17 protein-coding genes are annotated in these 14,644 nt (G+C 39.6%); 7 read left to right on the top strand and 10 right to left on the bottom strand.

Features of this window, described 5'->3' with window-relative positions:
• Positions 1–38: 38 nt before the first annotated feature.
• Genes lptB through CMT41_RS15875 form a run of 6 tightly spaced genes read right to left on the bottom strand, consistent with a single transcriptional unit; the run spans position 39 to position 4,473 of the window.
• Positions 39–794, bottom strand: coding sequence for an LPS export ABC transporter ATP-binding protein (gene lptB / locus CMT41_RS15900; RefSeq protein WP_231733088.1), 756 nt, complete (start codon positions 792–794; stop codon positions 39–41).
• Complete coding sequence (lptA, locus tag CMT41_RS15895; RefSeq protein ID WP_232299977.1) at positions 784–1,428, bottom strand: lipopolysaccharide transport periplasmic protein LptA; 645 nt, start codon at positions 1,426–1,428, stop codon at positions 784–786. Before lptA ends, lptB begins: the two co-directional genes overlap by 11 nt.
• Positions 1,391–1,960 (bottom strand): LPS export ABC transporter periplasmic protein LptC, encoded by a 570-nt coding sequence (lptC, locus tag CMT41_RS15890; RefSeq protein WP_057182598.1) that lies wholly within the window; start codon positions 1,958–1,960, stop codon positions 1,391–1,393. The genes lptA and lptC overlap by 38 nt, the downstream gene beginning before the upstream one ends.
• Positions 1,957–2,502, bottom strand: a complete 546-nt coding sequence (kdsC, locus tag CMT41_RS15885) for a 3-deoxy-manno-octulosonate-8-phosphatase KdsC (RefSeq protein ID WP_057182597.1) — start codon at positions 2,500–2,502, stop codon at positions 1,957–1,959. Before kdsC ends, lptC begins: the two co-directional genes overlap by 4 nt.
• Positions 2,502–3,467: a KpsF/GutQ family sugar-phosphate isomerase gene (locus CMT41_RS15880; protein ID WP_057182595.1), complete on the bottom strand. Its 966-nt coding sequence runs from the start codon at positions 3,465–3,467 to the stop codon at positions 2,502–2,504. The genes kdsC and CMT41_RS15880 overlap by 1 nt, the downstream gene beginning before the upstream one ends.
• Positions 3,468–3,489: 22 nt before the next feature.
• On the bottom strand, positions 3,490–4,473 hold the full coding sequence (locus CMT41_RS15875) for a calcium/sodium antiporter (protein ID WP_057182593.1): 984 nt from the start codon (positions 4,471–4,473) through the stop codon (positions 3,490–3,492).
• 282 nt (positions 4,474–4,755) lie between these two features.
• Between CMT41_RS15875 and mlaF the strand changes: the two genes are divergently transcribed.
• From mlaF to murA, 7 genes are all read left to right on the top strand, one after another.
• Entirely contained in the window at positions 4,756–5,577 is an 822-nt protein-coding gene (gene mlaF / locus CMT41_RS15870) for a phospholipid ABC transporter ATP-binding protein MlaF (RefSeq protein WP_057182591.1), read from the top strand.
• 22 nt (positions 5,578–5,599) lie between these two features.
• Positions 5,600–6,376 carry a lipid asymmetry maintenance ABC transporter permease subunit MlaE gene (gene mlaE / locus CMT41_RS15865; RefSeq protein ID WP_082606586.1) on the top strand — a complete coding sequence of 259 codons (777 nt, stop codon included), beginning with the start codon at positions 5,600–5,602 and terminating at the stop codon, positions 6,374–6,376.
• Positions 6,377–6,444: 68 nt separating this feature from the next.
• Positions 6,445–6,918 carry an outer membrane lipid asymmetry maintenance protein MlaD gene (gene mlaD / locus CMT41_RS15860; RefSeq protein ID WP_057182587.1) on the top strand — a complete coding sequence of 158 codons (474 nt, stop codon included), beginning with the start codon at positions 6,445–6,447 and terminating at the stop codon, positions 6,916–6,918.
• 4 nt (positions 6,919–6,922) lie between these two features.
• Positions 6,923–7,699 (top strand): ABC transporter substrate-binding protein, encoded by a 777-nt coding sequence (locus CMT41_RS15855; RefSeq protein WP_058027808.1) that lies wholly within the window; start codon positions 6,923–6,925, stop codon positions 7,697–7,699.
• Positions 7,692–7,994, top strand: a complete 303-nt coding sequence (locus tag CMT41_RS15850) for an STAS domain-containing protein (RefSeq protein ID WP_057182583.1) — start codon at positions 7,692–7,694, stop codon at positions 7,992–7,994. Before CMT41_RS15855 ends, CMT41_RS15850 begins: the two co-directional genes overlap by 8 nt.
• A 33-nt stretch (positions 7,995–8,027) precedes the next feature.
• Positions 8,028–8,291, top strand: coding sequence for a BolA family protein (locus tag CMT41_RS15845; protein WP_058027807.1), 264 nt, complete (start codon positions 8,028–8,030; stop codon positions 8,289–8,291).
• A 109-nt stretch (positions 8,292–8,400) separates the two neighbouring features.
• A complete protein-coding gene (murA, locus tag CMT41_RS15840) occupies positions 8,401–9,663 on the top strand; it encodes a UDP-N-acetylglucosamine 1-carboxyvinyltransferase (RefSeq protein ID WP_057182580.1) in 1,263 nt (420 codons plus the stop codon).
• 534 nt (positions 9,664–10,197) lie between these two features.
• On the opposite strand, the gene CMT41_RS15835 is transcribed toward murA, so the two are convergent.
• The 4 genes from CMT41_RS15835 to rsmA all read right to left on the bottom strand — a co-directional run bounded on the left by CMT41_RS15835 (position 10,198) and on the right by rsmA (position 14,635).
• Entirely contained in the window at positions 10,198–10,404 is a 207-nt protein-coding gene (locus tag CMT41_RS15835) for a cold-shock protein (RefSeq protein ID WP_057182578.1), read from the bottom strand.
• A gap of 281 nt (positions 10,405–10,685) precedes the next feature.
• Entirely contained in the window at positions 10,686–12,704 is a 2,019-nt protein-coding gene (locus CMT41_RS15830) for a methyl-accepting chemotaxis protein (RefSeq protein WP_058027806.1), read from the bottom strand.
• Positions 12,705–12,871: 167 nt separating this feature from the next.
• Positions 12,872–13,726, bottom strand: coding sequence for a symmetrical bis(5'-nucleosyl)-tetraphosphatase (locus tag CMT41_RS15825; RefSeq protein WP_058027805.1), 855 nt, complete (start codon positions 13,724–13,726; stop codon positions 12,872–12,874).
• 3 nt (positions 13,727–13,729) lie between these two features.
• A complete protein-coding gene (rsmA, locus tag CMT41_RS15820) occupies positions 13,730–14,635 on the bottom strand; it encodes a 16S rRNA (adenine(1518)-N(6)/adenine(1519)-N(6))-dimethyltransferase RsmA (RefSeq protein ID WP_057182573.1) in 906 nt (301 codons plus the stop codon).
• Positions 14,636–14,644 lie beyond the last annotated feature (9 nt).

Below are 14,644 nucleotides of genomic sequence, written 5' to 3'. Positions count from 1 at the left end.
TGCTTAAAGCTAGTCATTTTCGCTTTAGTATAGCCTTACTATAGCGTGAATTGTTCGCCAAGGTATACATCTCTCACTTTTTGATTAGCAAGAATTTGCTCGGCATTGCCTTGGGCAATTATTTCACCGTGGCTAACGATATAGGCATGCTCACAAACGTCTAAAGTTTCTCTAACATTATGGTCGGTGATTAATATACCTATGCCGCGCTCTTTTAATTGTAATATTATTTTTTTAATGTCGCCAACCGAAATAGGGTCAACACCAGCAAAGGGTTCATCTAATAAAATAAATTGTGGCTCAGCCGCTAATGCTCGGGCAATTTCAACGCGTCGTCTTTCACCACCTGACAAGCTCATGCCGGTATTATCTTTGATATGACAAATATGAAACTCTTCTAACAGGTGTTCAAGTTTTTCCGCGCGTTGTGTTTCAGTAAGCTCTTTACGTATTTGTAAGATAGCCATGATATTATCACTAACGGTGAGTTTTCTAAAAATTGATGCTTCTTGCGGTAAATAACCTATGCCCATGCGGGCTCTTTCATGCATAGGAATAAGTGTTAAGTCTTGGCCATTGAGTTTGATAGTGCCACCATCATTGGGGACTAAGCCAACAATCATATAAAAGGAGGTGGTTTTGCCAGCGCCATTGGGTCCTAATAAGCCAACTATTTGCCCAGCATTAACTTGTAAACTGACATTTTTAACAACCTGTCTATTTTTATAGGACTTAGATAAACCCTCGGCAATTAACGTGTTTACCGAGGGTTTACTATCGATATTAGTAGCCACTGCCATTACCTTTTTTATCTGCTTCTTGCTCAATTACGTTATCAGCGGATTGTTCCGCTTTAGACTTTTCGTGAGTTTCTTTTTGTTTCTTTAATATTGTTGGTTGCAGTATGGTGGTAACAGACTGGTTATCAGAGCCCTGTGCTTCTAGTTTTTCGCTTAAGGTATTATAAGTGATTATATCACCACTGACCTCACTACCCGCTTGCTTGACCAGCGCATTACCTGAAATCTTGATCATATGAGCGTTAGGGGTATAGGTTATTTCATCGGCTTGTAAGCTAATTAAGCTACCGTCTTCTAGTCGCTGCTCAAAGGTGGCAGGATTTCCTTTGGCTAAATAGGTATCATTTTTTTCACCGGTTTTTTTATCAATACGACTAAATACCTTAACTATATCTGCGGTAATGGAAATAGAGCCTTGTCTAATACTGACATTATCTAAATAACTGGCAATTTTGTTTTTAAGGTCGGCAGATTGTCGTTGTGATTTAATGGTAATTTCTTGCTCTAAATCTTTTTTAGCCGCGTGGGCATTAGTAAATAAGAATAGGCTGCAAGTTAGGGCTAGTACTTTCAAGGTACTTTGGTATAAATTAGCTATCATCATGTTTCTTATAAATTGTGCGTTCATGCTGGGTTAGGGTCATTTGTTTAGTGTTCAAATCGATAATTAATCCTGAGCCGTACATGGTGAAATCCCTGCCGACCACAATAACGGCTTGCTCTGAACTAATAATGTTGGTTTTTAAATCTAATACGATTTCTTTGCAGTGAATCTCTTTTATTAAGCTATCAATTTCAGTTGCTTGAATAAGCACCTGCCTTTTCAATTCAACACGATTATCTTTGTACAGTGTTGCTTCTTGGGCACTAATTTTCCACGGTTTACCTTGTTTTTGTGGATATAAAGTATAAAGTGGCGCTTCAAAGTAACTCACCTCCAAATCTGCATAATGTTCCATTCGTTCTGCTTCAATGGTGTGAGACAATTGTCCCGATTTACTATAAATTTTACTTTGTAGTTTCTCGGCGATAAAGTCAGGGCGCTGTTCATCAACGATTAAAGTATCTTGCTCTATTGATGCCGTGCGCCATTCAATAATGCCATAGATTAGTGCGCTAAGCAGTAAAACAAATAGCGCTAGGCTATTTAATCGGCTCATACACTAGCGCCTGTAGCGTGGTCCAAGTTACCTTGACTTTGCATAATTAAGTCACATATTTCCCGCACAGCGCCAAAACCGCCGCGAGTAAAAGTAGTGTAATCAGCGCCCCGTAATACTAGCGGATGAGCATCGAATACACTAATTCCTAAGCCAACAGTTTTAATACAAGATAAATCAGGGACATCATCACCTATGTAGGCTACCTCTGTAAGGTCAATATTTAATTGCTGAGCTAAGTCAATTAATGCCGGTAATTTATCTTCTTGACCTTGAATAATATGGGCTACCTGTAAAGCTTTCATACGATTGGCCACGATAGTAGAGTTTCTGCCAGTAATAATAGCAACAGCAACACCACTAGCACCTAAGGCTTTTATGCCAAAGCCATCTTTTGTGTGAAATGCTTTTAGCTCTTCACCATCGTTACCCAGATATATTCTACCGTCAGAAAATACGCCGTCAACATCACAAACGAGTAACTTTATTTTTTCAGCTTTAGCTAGAATGTTGCTTTGCACCTCTCCGTATAAGGTATTCATTAAAGTACTCCAGCACGTAATAGATCATGCATATTCATGGCACCAACGGGGATATTGTTGTTATCGACAATAATTAGTCCGTTAATTTTTTTATCTTCCATTATTTTTAAGGCCTGCGCAGCGAGCATGTCACTTTGCGCAACCTGCGGGTTGAGCGTCATTACCGTGCTGATACTATCACTGTGTATATCTATTCTATTATCTAATACCCGGCGAAGATCGCCATCAGTAAATAAGCCAACTAATTTTTGCTCATCATTCACTATCGCAGTCATGCCTAAACCCTTTAATGACATTTCCACCAAGGCATCTTTGATAAGAGCATGTTCAGTAACCACTGGCACACGTTCGTCTTGGTGCATAATATCATTTAAGCGTAATAATAAGCGCTTACCTAAACTACCACCAGGATGTGATAAGGCAAAATCCTCTGCGGTAAAGTCCCTAGCATTAAGTAAAGCGACAGCTAACGCGTCGCCCATCACTAAGGTTGCTGTAGTGCTTGATGTTGGGGCTAAACCAAGGGGACAAGCTTCAGCGGAGACCTTAATACAAATATGGGTATCGCCTAATTTAGCTAGGGTCGAATCAGTATTACCTGTCATTGAAATTAATTTCGCGCCAATGCGTTTAATAACCGGGATGATGGCGAGCACTTCACTGGTTTCGCCTGAATAGGAGATGGCCAAGACGACATCATTGCTGGTGATCATACCTAAATCGCCATGACTGGCTTCGCCAGGGTGGACAAAAAATGAGGGTGTACCGGTACTGGCGAGGGTCGCGGCTATTTTACCGCCAATATGACCTGACTTGCCCATACCAATAACGATCACTCGACCTTTACAATGGAACATGAGTTGGCAGGCAAGTTCAAAGCTATCATCAATATATTGCACTAATTCAGCAATGGCTTGCTGCTCAATCTCAATTACGTTTTTTGCTAACTGTTTGAAATTTTTCATAATGATTAATTTATATCAGCTCTTATGATGATAATTGGCCAAAAAGTAACACTTGATAAGCAATAAAGCTTAACAGTAATAATACGCCTTTTGCACGAGTAATTCTAAATGCACCCATACGGCGACTGAAACATAAGAAAAATAGCAATAAAGTAACACCTAACATATAGGGGGCGTCCCTACTGGCGGCTAAACTATCAATATCGCCTGGAGCAATAAGAGCCGCTATGGGTAATACCGCTAAAATATTAAAGATGTTTGAGCCAATGATATTGCCTAAGGCTAAATCGTCTTCCTTTTTGATAATACTCATAATACACGCCGCGAGCTCAGGTAGGCTAGTACCTATAGCAATAATGGTTAAGCCAATAACTAAGTCACTAATACCGTAAGCTTTAGCAATAAATACCGAAGAATCAACCAAAAAGCTCGCACTTAATGGTAATACAATGATACCAACTCCTAGCCAAAGTAAAGTTAATTTCATACTTACTGCCGGAGCAACATCATGTTCAGCTTCAATAATTAACGGATCATCACTGGGTTTACCTTGGGTTTTCTTTAGGGTAATTACCAGTAGGGCAATGATGTAAATAGCAAAACCAGTTATTAAAATAATGCCTTCATAAAAACTAAAGTGGTTATCAATGAGTAACCAATATCCTAATGCTGTGATGGCTAAAACAAGTGGAATTTCACGTTTTATTGTTTGTGATGAAACGGTTAAAGGTTTTAACAAGGCGGTAATACCAAGAACCAAAGCAATGTTGGTAATATTTGAGCCTATGGCGTTACCAATGGCGGTGTTGATATTACCTTGTAATGACGCCGTTGTAGCTACCATCATCTCAGGTGCTGAAGAGCCCATAGCGACGATGGTTAAACCAATTATCATTGGTGAAATGCCTAAATTTCTCGCTAATGATGATGCACCAAAAACGAATTTATCGGCGCTCCAAACTAATGCCACAAGGGCAATGAGTAATATAAAAATGTGTTCTAGCATTAATGACTCCAAGGTAGGGGGTAAATTGTCGCTGGTTGTAGCGCAAAAAAGAAGTAAATAATGCGACTAAAAGGAAAATAATATTCTTTTGTCTTACTTTTAAGCAAAAACGAACACTTTATTACAAATTAACCTAATTCTTTTACATTTATTACCCTGTTATTGGTTAATTGTTAATGAACAATTGTTCTTGCTCAGGTAAAATCATCGGCTATTAAATCAATTCTATGGCGGGCCTTGTCCATGTAGAATTAGGCAATACATAAACAGTGACGTTGAACAATGATAAACTCTGCATTTGAAGCAAACTTGGTGGAAATTGAAAACCTTACTTTTAAACGAGGTGAGCGAGTTATTTTTGACAATATCAGCCTGTCAATTCCCAAGGGAAAAGTTACCGCAATCATGGGTCCAAGTGGCATAGGTAAAACCACCTTGTTGCGTTTAATTGGCGGACAATTAAAACCAGAAAGTGGTAATATACTCTTTGCTGGAAAAAATATTCCCTTGTTATCTCGTGCAGATTTATATGAAGTACGTAAACAAATGAGCATGCTCTTTCAAAGTGGCGCCTTATTTACCGACATGAGTGTTTTTGACAATATCGCTTTTCCCATTCGTGAACACACCAAATTATCTGAAAATATCATTGAAAAAATCGTCTTAATGAAACTTGAAGCGGTTGGTTTACGTGGCGCAAGGCACTTACAGCCCAGCGAACTTTCTGGCGGCATGGCTCGTCGAGTGGCATTAGCACGCGCAATTGCTTTGGATCCAGAACTTATCTTGTATGATGAGCCTTTTGCTGGCCAAGATCCTATTTCTATGGGGGTTATTGTGCGGTTAATACGTTCATTAAGCGACGCGTTAGGATTAACTTCAGTGGTTGTTTCACATGACGTACCTGAAGTGATGAGTATTGCTGATTATATTTATATTGTTGCTGAAAAGAAAGTCATTGGCCATGGTACACCTGAGCAGATACGTCAAGATAGCTCGCCTTTGGTACAGCAGTTTATACAAGGTGACGCTGATGGCGCAGTACCCTTTCATTATGAAGCACCTGCTTATCGTGATGAACTTATTAGAAGAGTGAGTAAATGAAGCTTATTCGAGGCGAAAAATAGTGCAGCAGTTACATTATTTAGGTAAACAAACCCTTAGTATGATAAGTGGTTTAGGTCGAGCGGTAATCTTGTTGGTCTCTGCGATAGTGCATGTGCCTAATGTGCGTAAAGGTACTCCCTTACTTATCCAGCAACTTTATAGTGTTGGTGTCTTGTCTTTATTGATAATTATAGTGTCTGGCACCTTTATTGGTATGGTATTAGCTTTACAAGGTTATACTATTCTAGTGGGCTATGGCGCAGAAGCTAGCTTAGGCCCTATGGTGGCCTTGTCGTTATTACGAGAGCTTGGTCCTGTGGTTGCCGGTTTATTATTTGCTGGCCGTGCCGGCTCAGCATTAACAGCTGAAATAGGTTTAATGAAAGCCACTGAGCAATTATCAAGTTTAGAGATGATGGCCATTGATCCATTAAGGCGAATTATTGCACCACGCTTTTGGGCAGGTTTTATCAGTTTACCTTTATTAACGGCAATTTTCTCTATGGTAGGCATACTCGGTGCTCATGTTGTTGGTGTTAATTGGTTGGGTGTTGATAGCGGAACTTTTTGGTCAGTGATGCAAGAACAAGTCGATTTTGAAAAAGATATCCTTAATAGCGTTATAAAAAGTATTGTTTTTGCTTTTGTAGTGATGTGGATAGCGGTATACAAAGGCTATGATTGTGAGCCCACGTCTGAGGGCATCAGTCGGGCAACAACCTCTACTGTGGTACAATCGTCATTATTGATTTTGTGTCTAGATTTTATTTTAACGGCGCTAATGTTCGTAAAGTAGTGAGCTAAAAGAATTACTCCGTTAGATGTTTTTATTGAATTTTTTATTACAAGGCGTTGGTGAAAGACATGGTGTCTAAGAAAGTAGAATTATTGGTAGGTTTATTTGTTGCATTAGGTCTGGCTGCCTTATTAATGTTATCGGTGAAGGTCGCTAATTCGGGCTTTGGTGCTGGTGGTGAAAGTTATCAGCTCTTCGCTAAGTTCGATAATATAGGTGGCTTAAAAGTGCGTTCGCCCATTAAAATTGGTGGTGTTGTTATTGGCCGTGTTAGCAATATTTCGTTAGATGACGAAGACTATACCCCAGTAGTGACCCTTGATATTAAAATTCAGTACAATCAGTTATCCGAGGCTACTTCTGTGGCAATCTTAACGGCCGGTTTATTAGGCGAACAATATCTGGGTCTGCAACCAGGCTTTGTTGATGACTCGGTTGATACTTTACAACCAGGTGATTATATTGAAGACACAAGGCCTGCCTTGGTGTTAGAAGAATTAATAGGACAGTTTTTATTTAGCCAAGGAAGTGGTGAGGAGTAAGTAAGTGAGTTTAAGTAAATTTTTTAATAATAAGGGTAAGGTTTTTTTTAGTCTACTCATCAGTTTTATACTCAGCCAGAATGTGATGGCTAATAGTGAAGTAGCGGCAACTAAACTACCTGCTCAGGCAACTAAGTTGTCGACAGAGCCTGCACGACGTCTGATTGACCAGAGTAATCCTTACAAACTGATACGAGGTGCTGCCGAACAGACCTTTAAGCGTTTTGCTAGCGAGCAGCAAGCCATTAGAGCAAACCCTAACTTGCTTAAGGATATTGTTCGAGAAGAACTTATGCCTTATATCAACCATCAATATGCCGCTTTCAAAGTCATTGGTAAACACTTAAAGAAAACGACTGATGCGGAACGTCGTGCATTTGTTCCTGTTTTTCGTGAATATTTAGTTAGCTCTTATGCACAAGTATTTACTTTATATGATAATCAGCCGGTAGAATTTTTTCCAGAAAAATCCTTTGCGGGTAAAAGAATAGTTGCGGTGAATACACGCATTATCATGTCTGGTAGAGCTAATATTAATGTCGCTTTCAAAGTAAGACTTAATAAAAAAACTAAGCAGTGGCAAGCCTTTGATATGGTGGCAGAAGGAATAAGTTTACTGGACTCAAAGCAAGTAGAGTTAAGTGGTCTGATCAGGCAAAAGGGCCTACCTTATGTGACTGAGTTATTAAAAAGAAAAAGCACTAAAGACATTGTCTTTAAAAATCGTGCAGCCAAAGGCGGCACCACGGTAAAAAGCACAACAAGGGTAAATAGTGAGTAAAGCGAATATAGTTCTAAATCATGGTACTCTTACTATCTCTGGTGAGTTAACTCGCCATAGTGTTGCAGAAATCAAAAAAAGTGAATATGTTAATTGGTTTGCCCATGGTCCGGTGAACGTTGATTTAAGCCAAGTAAGTAAAGCTGATACTGCTGGCCTTGCTTGGTTGTTTTATCTTTTAGAGCAGGCTTATCGTTACACTTGCCAATTAAGTTTTAGTAATATTCCTGAGAAATTAACTAAACTGATTAGCTTAAGTGGCGTGAACGGTTTATTGCCGATAGCATGTGATTAGTAACCCTAATAATAACGAACAAAGGAGACTCCCTTGGAAGTTGGTGAAATTGAAGAATTAGTAAGTAAATTGATTAATGAGGTACTAGAGCTTGATGAAGTGCATGTGAAGTTTGATGGTTCACAATGTCGTATTAATGCGGTGAGTGATATGTTTGATGACTTAAGCCGTGTTAAACGTCAACAAGCGGTGCTTAAGCCTTTAGCTGATATTATAAAAGATGGCACAATACACGCGATAACCGTGAAAACCTTTAATAAAGCGCAATGGCAACGTGATAAATTATTCAATAGTTAAGTTAAGTTGTTACTAAATCGTATTTTTAATGCCTAGCTTTTTAATGCTAGGCATTTTTGTGTATACTGACTCGATATTTTTTCATCATTTTAAGTAAGTAGTAGTTATTTTGGACGCATTTAAAGTTATTGGTGGTAAACCACTACGCGGCGATGTCGTGATCTCTGGGGCAAAAAACGCTGCTCTTCCTATCTTAATGTCGGCATTGTTATCTAAAACACCAATCGTGTTTAGTAATGTACCTCAGCTTAATGATATTTTAACCACGGTTAAGTTATTAGGTCAGTTAGGTGCTAAAAGTGAGTGGCTTGGTGAAGACACCTTAATGATTGATGCCAGCACTATTGATACTTGTCGTGCGCCTTATGATTTAGTTAAAACAATGCGTGCCTCTATATTAGTGCTTGGTCCCTTACTTGCTCGTATGGGCCATGCCGAAGTTTCTTTGCCCGGTGGTTGTGCCATTGGCGCAAGACCAGTAAACCTGCATATTCAAGGGTTAAAACTGATGGGTGCTGATATTAGCGTTGAAGACGGTTATATTGTGGCTAAAAAAGAAGGCCGTTTAACGGGTGCCACTATTTTTATGGACACAGTCAGTGTTACCGGTACAGAAAACTTAATGATGGCAGCGGCGTTAGCCGAAGGTATTACCGTTATTGAAAATGCGGCGCGTGAGCCAGAAATTGTTGATCTTGCTAGTTGCTTGACCAGTATGGGCGCTAAAATTACCGGCGCTGGTACTGAGACCTTAACCATTGAAGGTGTCAGTGAACTGAGGGGGTCAGAGTACACAGTTATGCCTGATCGCATAGAAACAGGGACCTTCTTAGTGGCTGCTGCTGTTACTCAAGGCCATATTAGGTGTTTAAATACTGACCCCACTACTTTGGAAGCAGTATTAAGTAAATTACAAGAAGCGGGTGCTAAAATCACTACCGGAAAAGATTGGATTGAGCTAGAGATGACGGCTCCTGCCAAAGCAGTAAATATCACAACTGCTCCATACCCTGCCTTCCCGACCGATATGCAAGCACAGTTTATGACCATGAATGTCTTGGCTGAAGGCACGGCAACAGTTATTGAAACTATTTTTGAAAATCGTTTTATGCATGTACCAGAATTACAACGTATGGGCGCTGATATCACCTTAGAAGGTAATACCGCCATAGTTAAGGGCGTTAGTAGCCTAAATGGCGCACAAGTGATGGCGACGGATTTACGGGCCTCAGCCAGCCTGGTCATTGCTGGGTTAGTGGCTAAATCACCAACCCAGGTTGACCGTATTTATCATATCGACCGTGGCTACCTTTGTATCGAAGGTAAGTTACAAGGTTTAGGTGCAGATATTACCCGTATTAAAGCGGACTAAGCCATCATAAGCTATGTAAGCGGCTCATCCGCTTCATTAAAATATAAGGCGAGTGCTTATTAAGTACTGGCCTTTTTTGTGTCTATTTAACGAGATAAAGCAAAGTTATCAGTAATACCATTTTCATTAAGTTTGTGATCTTGTTGTGCTTAGGGAAAATATTGCAGGGCAGGCGCTCGATTGACCAATAGCTGGCTTATGTGGGATTGAGAGCAACATAGTCTTGGGCTATTTTACCCCCACAAGCGGGCAAGAGCTTAGTGGAATTGGTATAAATATTTAGCAACTATCTTTGGCGTCTGCTAGCCCATATGCGTTTAAAAGGGGATAACGTAGTAAATGCTGGTTGAACGTACAATAAAGGTGTCTTATGCTGCTTGAGCAGATTAAGTTGTAGCAGATTAAGTTGTATCAAAAGCAGCTTGCATAGAAGTAAGTATATTACAGGCAACAAAAAAGGACATCCTTTACAGGTATGTCCCTTTTTTAACATCTTTATGTTAGTTAATGGTTAACTAACATAAACATTACAAATTAAAGTGCAACGATGTTTTCAGCTTGAGGGCCTTTTTGACCTTCAGTTACTGTGAATTCAACTTTTTGACCTTCAGCAAGAGTTTTGAAACCGTCACCAACGATAGCGTTGAAGTGAGCAAAAACGTCTGGACCATTTTCTTGCTCGATAAAACCAAAACCTTTAGCTTCGTTGAACCATTTTACTGTACCAGTAGTAGTAGACATATCTGTATCCTATATATATTTAAGAGTAATTGTGCTGCCATTATTGCGTTAAGAAAAAGTAGGCAGCGGGTTTGCTGAAAAGAGTTGCTATTACTTATAAATCAGGACGTGTTACAGATATCTTATCTAAGTAAGCATGAGATAACATCGAAATGGTGTACAAAAAAATAAACTAACTTCAAGCTGGGGGCATTATATAGTTACCGCGCCACATGTCAACCATAAGTATGATTTAAGCTGCAAGTTAAAGTATAACTTCTACTTGCAACTTAAAATTATCATTATAATTTAAACTCTTGCACTGATTGTTGTAGTTCTTCTGCTAAACGAGCAACTTCACTACTTGATGCTGCTGTTTGTTGCGAGCCAGCAGTGGTTTGCTCGGCAATAGTTACAATAGACTCCAGGTTTTCACTAATTTCATGGGCGACCACACTTTGCTCTTCGGCAGCTGTTGCTATTTGTGAACTACGATCAAAGGCCTCATGTACTGCATGAGTTATGATTTCAAGTGCTTTGTCGGCTTCTTCACTTTGGCTCACACAATCAATGGCTTTCGCTTTGCCAGCATCCATTACGGTTACTGCTTTACCCGCACCCGATTGCAGGGCTTCTATCATGGTCTGAATTTCGGCGGTTGATTTCTGCGTCCTACTGGCTAACGTCCGTACTTCATCAGCAACAACGGCAAAACCTCTACCTTGCTCACCTGCCCGTGCGGCTTCAATAGCCGCATTCAATGCCAATAAATTAGTTTGTTCGGCAATACCACGAATTACATCTAATATTCCGCCGATTGAAGCGCTATCTTGTTGTAATTGATTGATAACCTGAGATGCGGATTCAACTTCGGTGGCTAGTTGCTCAATGGTCTGGCGGTTTCTCGCTGAAATAACTTTAACACGCTCAGCTTCGTCATCGGCATGCTTTATTTGTTTTAAGGCTTCAGTAGCACTTGCCAGTACGCTTTGCGCGGTACTGCTCATTTCAGTGGTGGCAGAGGCTGCTTGTTCTACTTGATTGCGCTGCTCTTCAATTGCAGTGGTACTTTGCGCGGTAACAGCTGAGGTTTGCTCGGCCGCTGCAGCAAGTTGCGCTGAACGATTGACAATACCTTCAATCAGGTTACGTAAGCTATCAATTAATAAATTGCAGTTTCTTGATAGCTGAGAAAATTCATCATTGCCACTTTCATCGAGCTTCATCGATAGGTCACCAGAAGCGACAGTATTAAGCATTTCATTAACACGTGCTAGTGGCCGAGTAATACCAATAAGGGTAGCTCTAGCAATAATTAGTGCCACAATAATTGAAATAATCATGATAATTGTGGTTTGTGTACTACCACTACTGACTGAATTCTCTACCAATTGACTAGCTTGAATAGTCGCTCTATTGGCTAATTCAATTTGTTTCTCTAATATTTTGTTAACTTTCTTAGCAATTTTCTCTTCTTGTACTAACATTGTCGCGGCACGTTTATTGGCTTCAAGTTGCCTGGTTTTATGAGCAAGGATACCGTTGTCATGAGATAACAGGCTTTGCATGGCACGAAAGGCTGAGGCTATTTCTTGTGATACGTCATTAATACCATGGATATTTAATTCAGTGATAATATCATCAACTGATTTTTTTGCGGCACTGATGCTACGAGTCAGTTCACTCTCGATAAGTTGGGCAGTGCCAGGATCTAAGATATCACGATATTCGAAAGCAGAAGAGACAATGGAGTTAAATTGATTTTCTAAGTGTTCACTCAAGCTTATGGTCCGTTGAAGTTTGGTATCCGCCAATTCATGATCTGCTAAATCTAACAGCAGCATAACGGTATCATCAGCTTTTTCTTCTAAGATATCTATTTTTTCAATTAATAACTGCTCTTGGACGATACTCGTTTTATGGTTACTAAATAAGCCAAGGCCGGCATTGTAAAAATTAGCATAAAGTTGGTCAACTTGATTTAAGTTGGCCAATAAGTCTTGCTCACTAGCAACTATTTGTTTCAAATCTGATATTTGTTGGCTGAATTGGCTGTTAGTATTCTTGAAATGGCGCAACTCTTCGGCTAATAAGGTGAGATCCGATTGATAGTAGCCTTTTAGCGATAAATTATTCATTTGGCTCAAATCAAGGGCTAGTTTATTACTGGCTTTGAGGGTTGGAATTGCCAGAGTATTTTGTCGTTGAGTTGACTCGCTGATGGTATTTAAATTAGATAACGATATGACACTAATTACTATCAGTAAAATTGAAATAATGGCGAAGCCACCAATAATTTTTACAGCTACAGTTAAATTCATAGAATCCACCCAATTGGTAGGCTACTTGCCTAGTTAATACGTTAATTTGTTTTGATATTTATCAAGCTTAGCTTGTATCGGCGCGGAATAGGAAATATTTAATTTAATTTCTATCGTCGGTTAATATTATACTGAGTGAAAAAATATCCGCTATGGATTCTTTGTTTTTATCTGCTCAGTATTGCTGCTTGTCTGAAGTGTTTTTTATCATGCCAGCGAAGCATGGTCAATTGATTCCCCCAAACACACCCCGTATCTAATGGATAAATATTAGCGTGTGAACAGCGACCCATTAATGAAGCCCAGTGACCAAAAACCCAAGCAGTATTATTGATAGTTTGTGATAACTCATACCAGGGCACTATATTATTGGACATATTATGATGTTCAGGAGATTCTTTCTGGCTAAATTCAAGTGAGCCGTCACTAAAGCAATAGCGCATGCGGGTAAAGGCATTAATGCTATAACGAAACTTATCAATGTCACTTTTTGCTTGCTGCCAATTATTAGGTTTTTCGCCATACATATGTGCTAACCAAGTATTGCGCTCTTTACTGGCAAGCTTAGTATGGACGAACTGTGCTTGCTCTATGGCATCTGCTAGTTGCCATTGCGGCGAGATCCCTGCATGGCTCATATAGGCATAGGTCGTTTTACTTTGCTGTTTTGTTTGAGAATGTATATTAGGTATTTTTTGTAATAATGGTTGTGCTGCTAACCAAGTCATTAACTCATCAACATCATCCGCAGCCAATAGAACCGATAAGTTGTCTGATTTTTTTGCTTTTTTAATGCCAGCATGAACTGCTAATAAATGTAAATCGTGATTGCCTAAGACAACTTTGGCACTTTCACCAAGAGATTTGACCAAGCGTAAGGTAGCAAGGGAATCAGGACCGCGAGCGACTAGGTCGCCCGCAAGATAGAGGATATCTTTGTTGTCATCAAAATTGACTTGCACTAGTAGGGCGGTTAATTCGTTAAAACAACCTTGTATATCGCCTACCAGATAAATTGCCATAAGCTACTCTACTTCTGAGGCTGAGTCCTCATTGCCATTGTTATTAGCACGTTGAGCCAATTTATTTCTTGCCATATGGCGCTTTTCTTTTACTGGCTCGACCTCAGGTGGGTGATCAACAATAAAGTTGGCCAGCTTGATATATTCATCAAGGCTTAAGTTTTCTGGGCGTAAATTGGCATCAATATTTAACTCAGCTAACTGCGCTACGCTAATTAACTTCTTAAAACTATTTCGTATAGTTTTTCTGCGTTGATTAAAGGCAGCTAAACAAATGGTATTCAATGCTTTGATATCTTTAACTGGATTGGCAATATGTGCGTGAGGGATTAACCGCACTATGGCAGAGTCTACTTTAGGTGCTGGTCTAAATGCCTCAGGGCCAATCTCCATCACAGGAAACACTTGGCATTGGTATTGAGTCATAATTGATAAGCGACCATAAGCTTTACAATGAGGTCCTGCGGCCATACGTTCAACGACTTCTTTTTGTAACATAAAGTGCATATCCTGCACTTGATCTTTAAAAGTAAGTAGATGAAAAATAAGCGGCGTGGAAATGTTATAAGGTAAATTACCAAAAATACGCAACGGCTTTTCTTTAGTGGCTAGTTGAGCAAAATCAAACTTGAGTGCATCTGTTTCATAGATGGTTAAGTCATCCGCGATAAAAGGATGATGGCGTAGTCTATGTGCTAGATCTCTATCTAATTCAACTACTGATATTTTACCTGCACGTTCGACTACTGGTTCGGTTAATGCACCTAATCCTGGGCCTATTTCTACCAGGTTTTCACCAGGTTCGGGATTAATGGCATCGACAATGTCACTGATCACAGCTTCATTGTGGAGGAAGTTTTGTCCAAAGCGTTTCTTTGCTTGGTGACCTAAATGTTTTTTGTCGTTCATAACTCTTTC

It is taken from the genome of Colwellia sp. MT41 (genome assembly GCF_001444365.1).
Taxonomy (GTDB): Bacteria; Pseudomonadota; Gammaproteobacteria; order Enterobacterales; family Alteromonadaceae; genus Colwellia; species Colwellia marinimaniae.
The sequence above is the reverse complement of the archived record's forward strand: the minus strand, read 5'-3'. Positions and strand labels throughout refer to the sequence as shown.

What these genes read in the sequence shown, in the direction of transcription:
- lptA (WP_232299977.1), bottom strand. Translation starts at nt 1,428, where the DNA reads ATGAACGCACAATTTATAAGAAACATGATGATAGCTAATTTATACCAA.
- lptC (WP_057182598.1), bottom strand. Translation starts at nt 1,960, where the DNA reads ATGAGCCGATTAAATAGCCTAGCGCTATTTGTTTTACTGCTTAGCGCA.
- kdsC (WP_057182597.1), bottom strand. Translation starts at nt 2,502, where the DNA reads ATGAATACCTTATACGGAGAGGTGCAAAGCAACATTCTAGCTAAAGCT.
- CMT41_RS15880 (WP_057182595.1), bottom strand. Translation starts at nt 3,467, where the DNA reads ATGAAAAATTTCAAACAGTTAGCAAAAAACGTAATTGAGATTGAGCAG.
- CMT41_RS15875 (WP_057182593.1), bottom strand. Translation starts at nt 4,473, where the DNA reads ATGCTAGAACACATTTTTATATTACTCATTGCCCTTGTGGCATTAGTT.
- mlaF (WP_057182591.1), top strand. Translation starts at nt 4,756, where the DNA reads ATGATAAACTCTGCATTTGAAGCAAACTTGGTGGAAATTGAAAACCTT.
- mlaD (WP_057182587.1), top strand. Translation starts at nt 6,445, where the DNA reads ATGGTGTCTAAGAAAGTAGAATTATTGGTAGGTTTATTTGTTGCATTA.
- CMT41_RS15835 (WP_057182578.1), bottom strand. Translation starts at nt 10,404, where the DNA reads ATGTCTACTACTACTGGTACAGTAAAATGGTTCAACGAAGCTAAAGGT.
- CMT41_RS15830 (WP_058027806.1), bottom strand. Translation starts at nt 12,704, where the DNA reads ATGAATTTAACTGTAGCTGTAAAAATTATTGGTGGCTTCGCCATTATT.
- CMT41_RS15825 (WP_058027805.1), bottom strand. Translation starts at nt 13,726, where the DNA reads ATGGCAATTTATCTGGTAGGCGATATACAAGGTTGTTTTAACGAATTA.
- rsmA (WP_057182573.1), bottom strand. Translation starts at nt 14,635, where the DNA reads ATGAACGACAAAAAACATTTAGGTCACCAAGCAAAGAAACGCTTTGGA.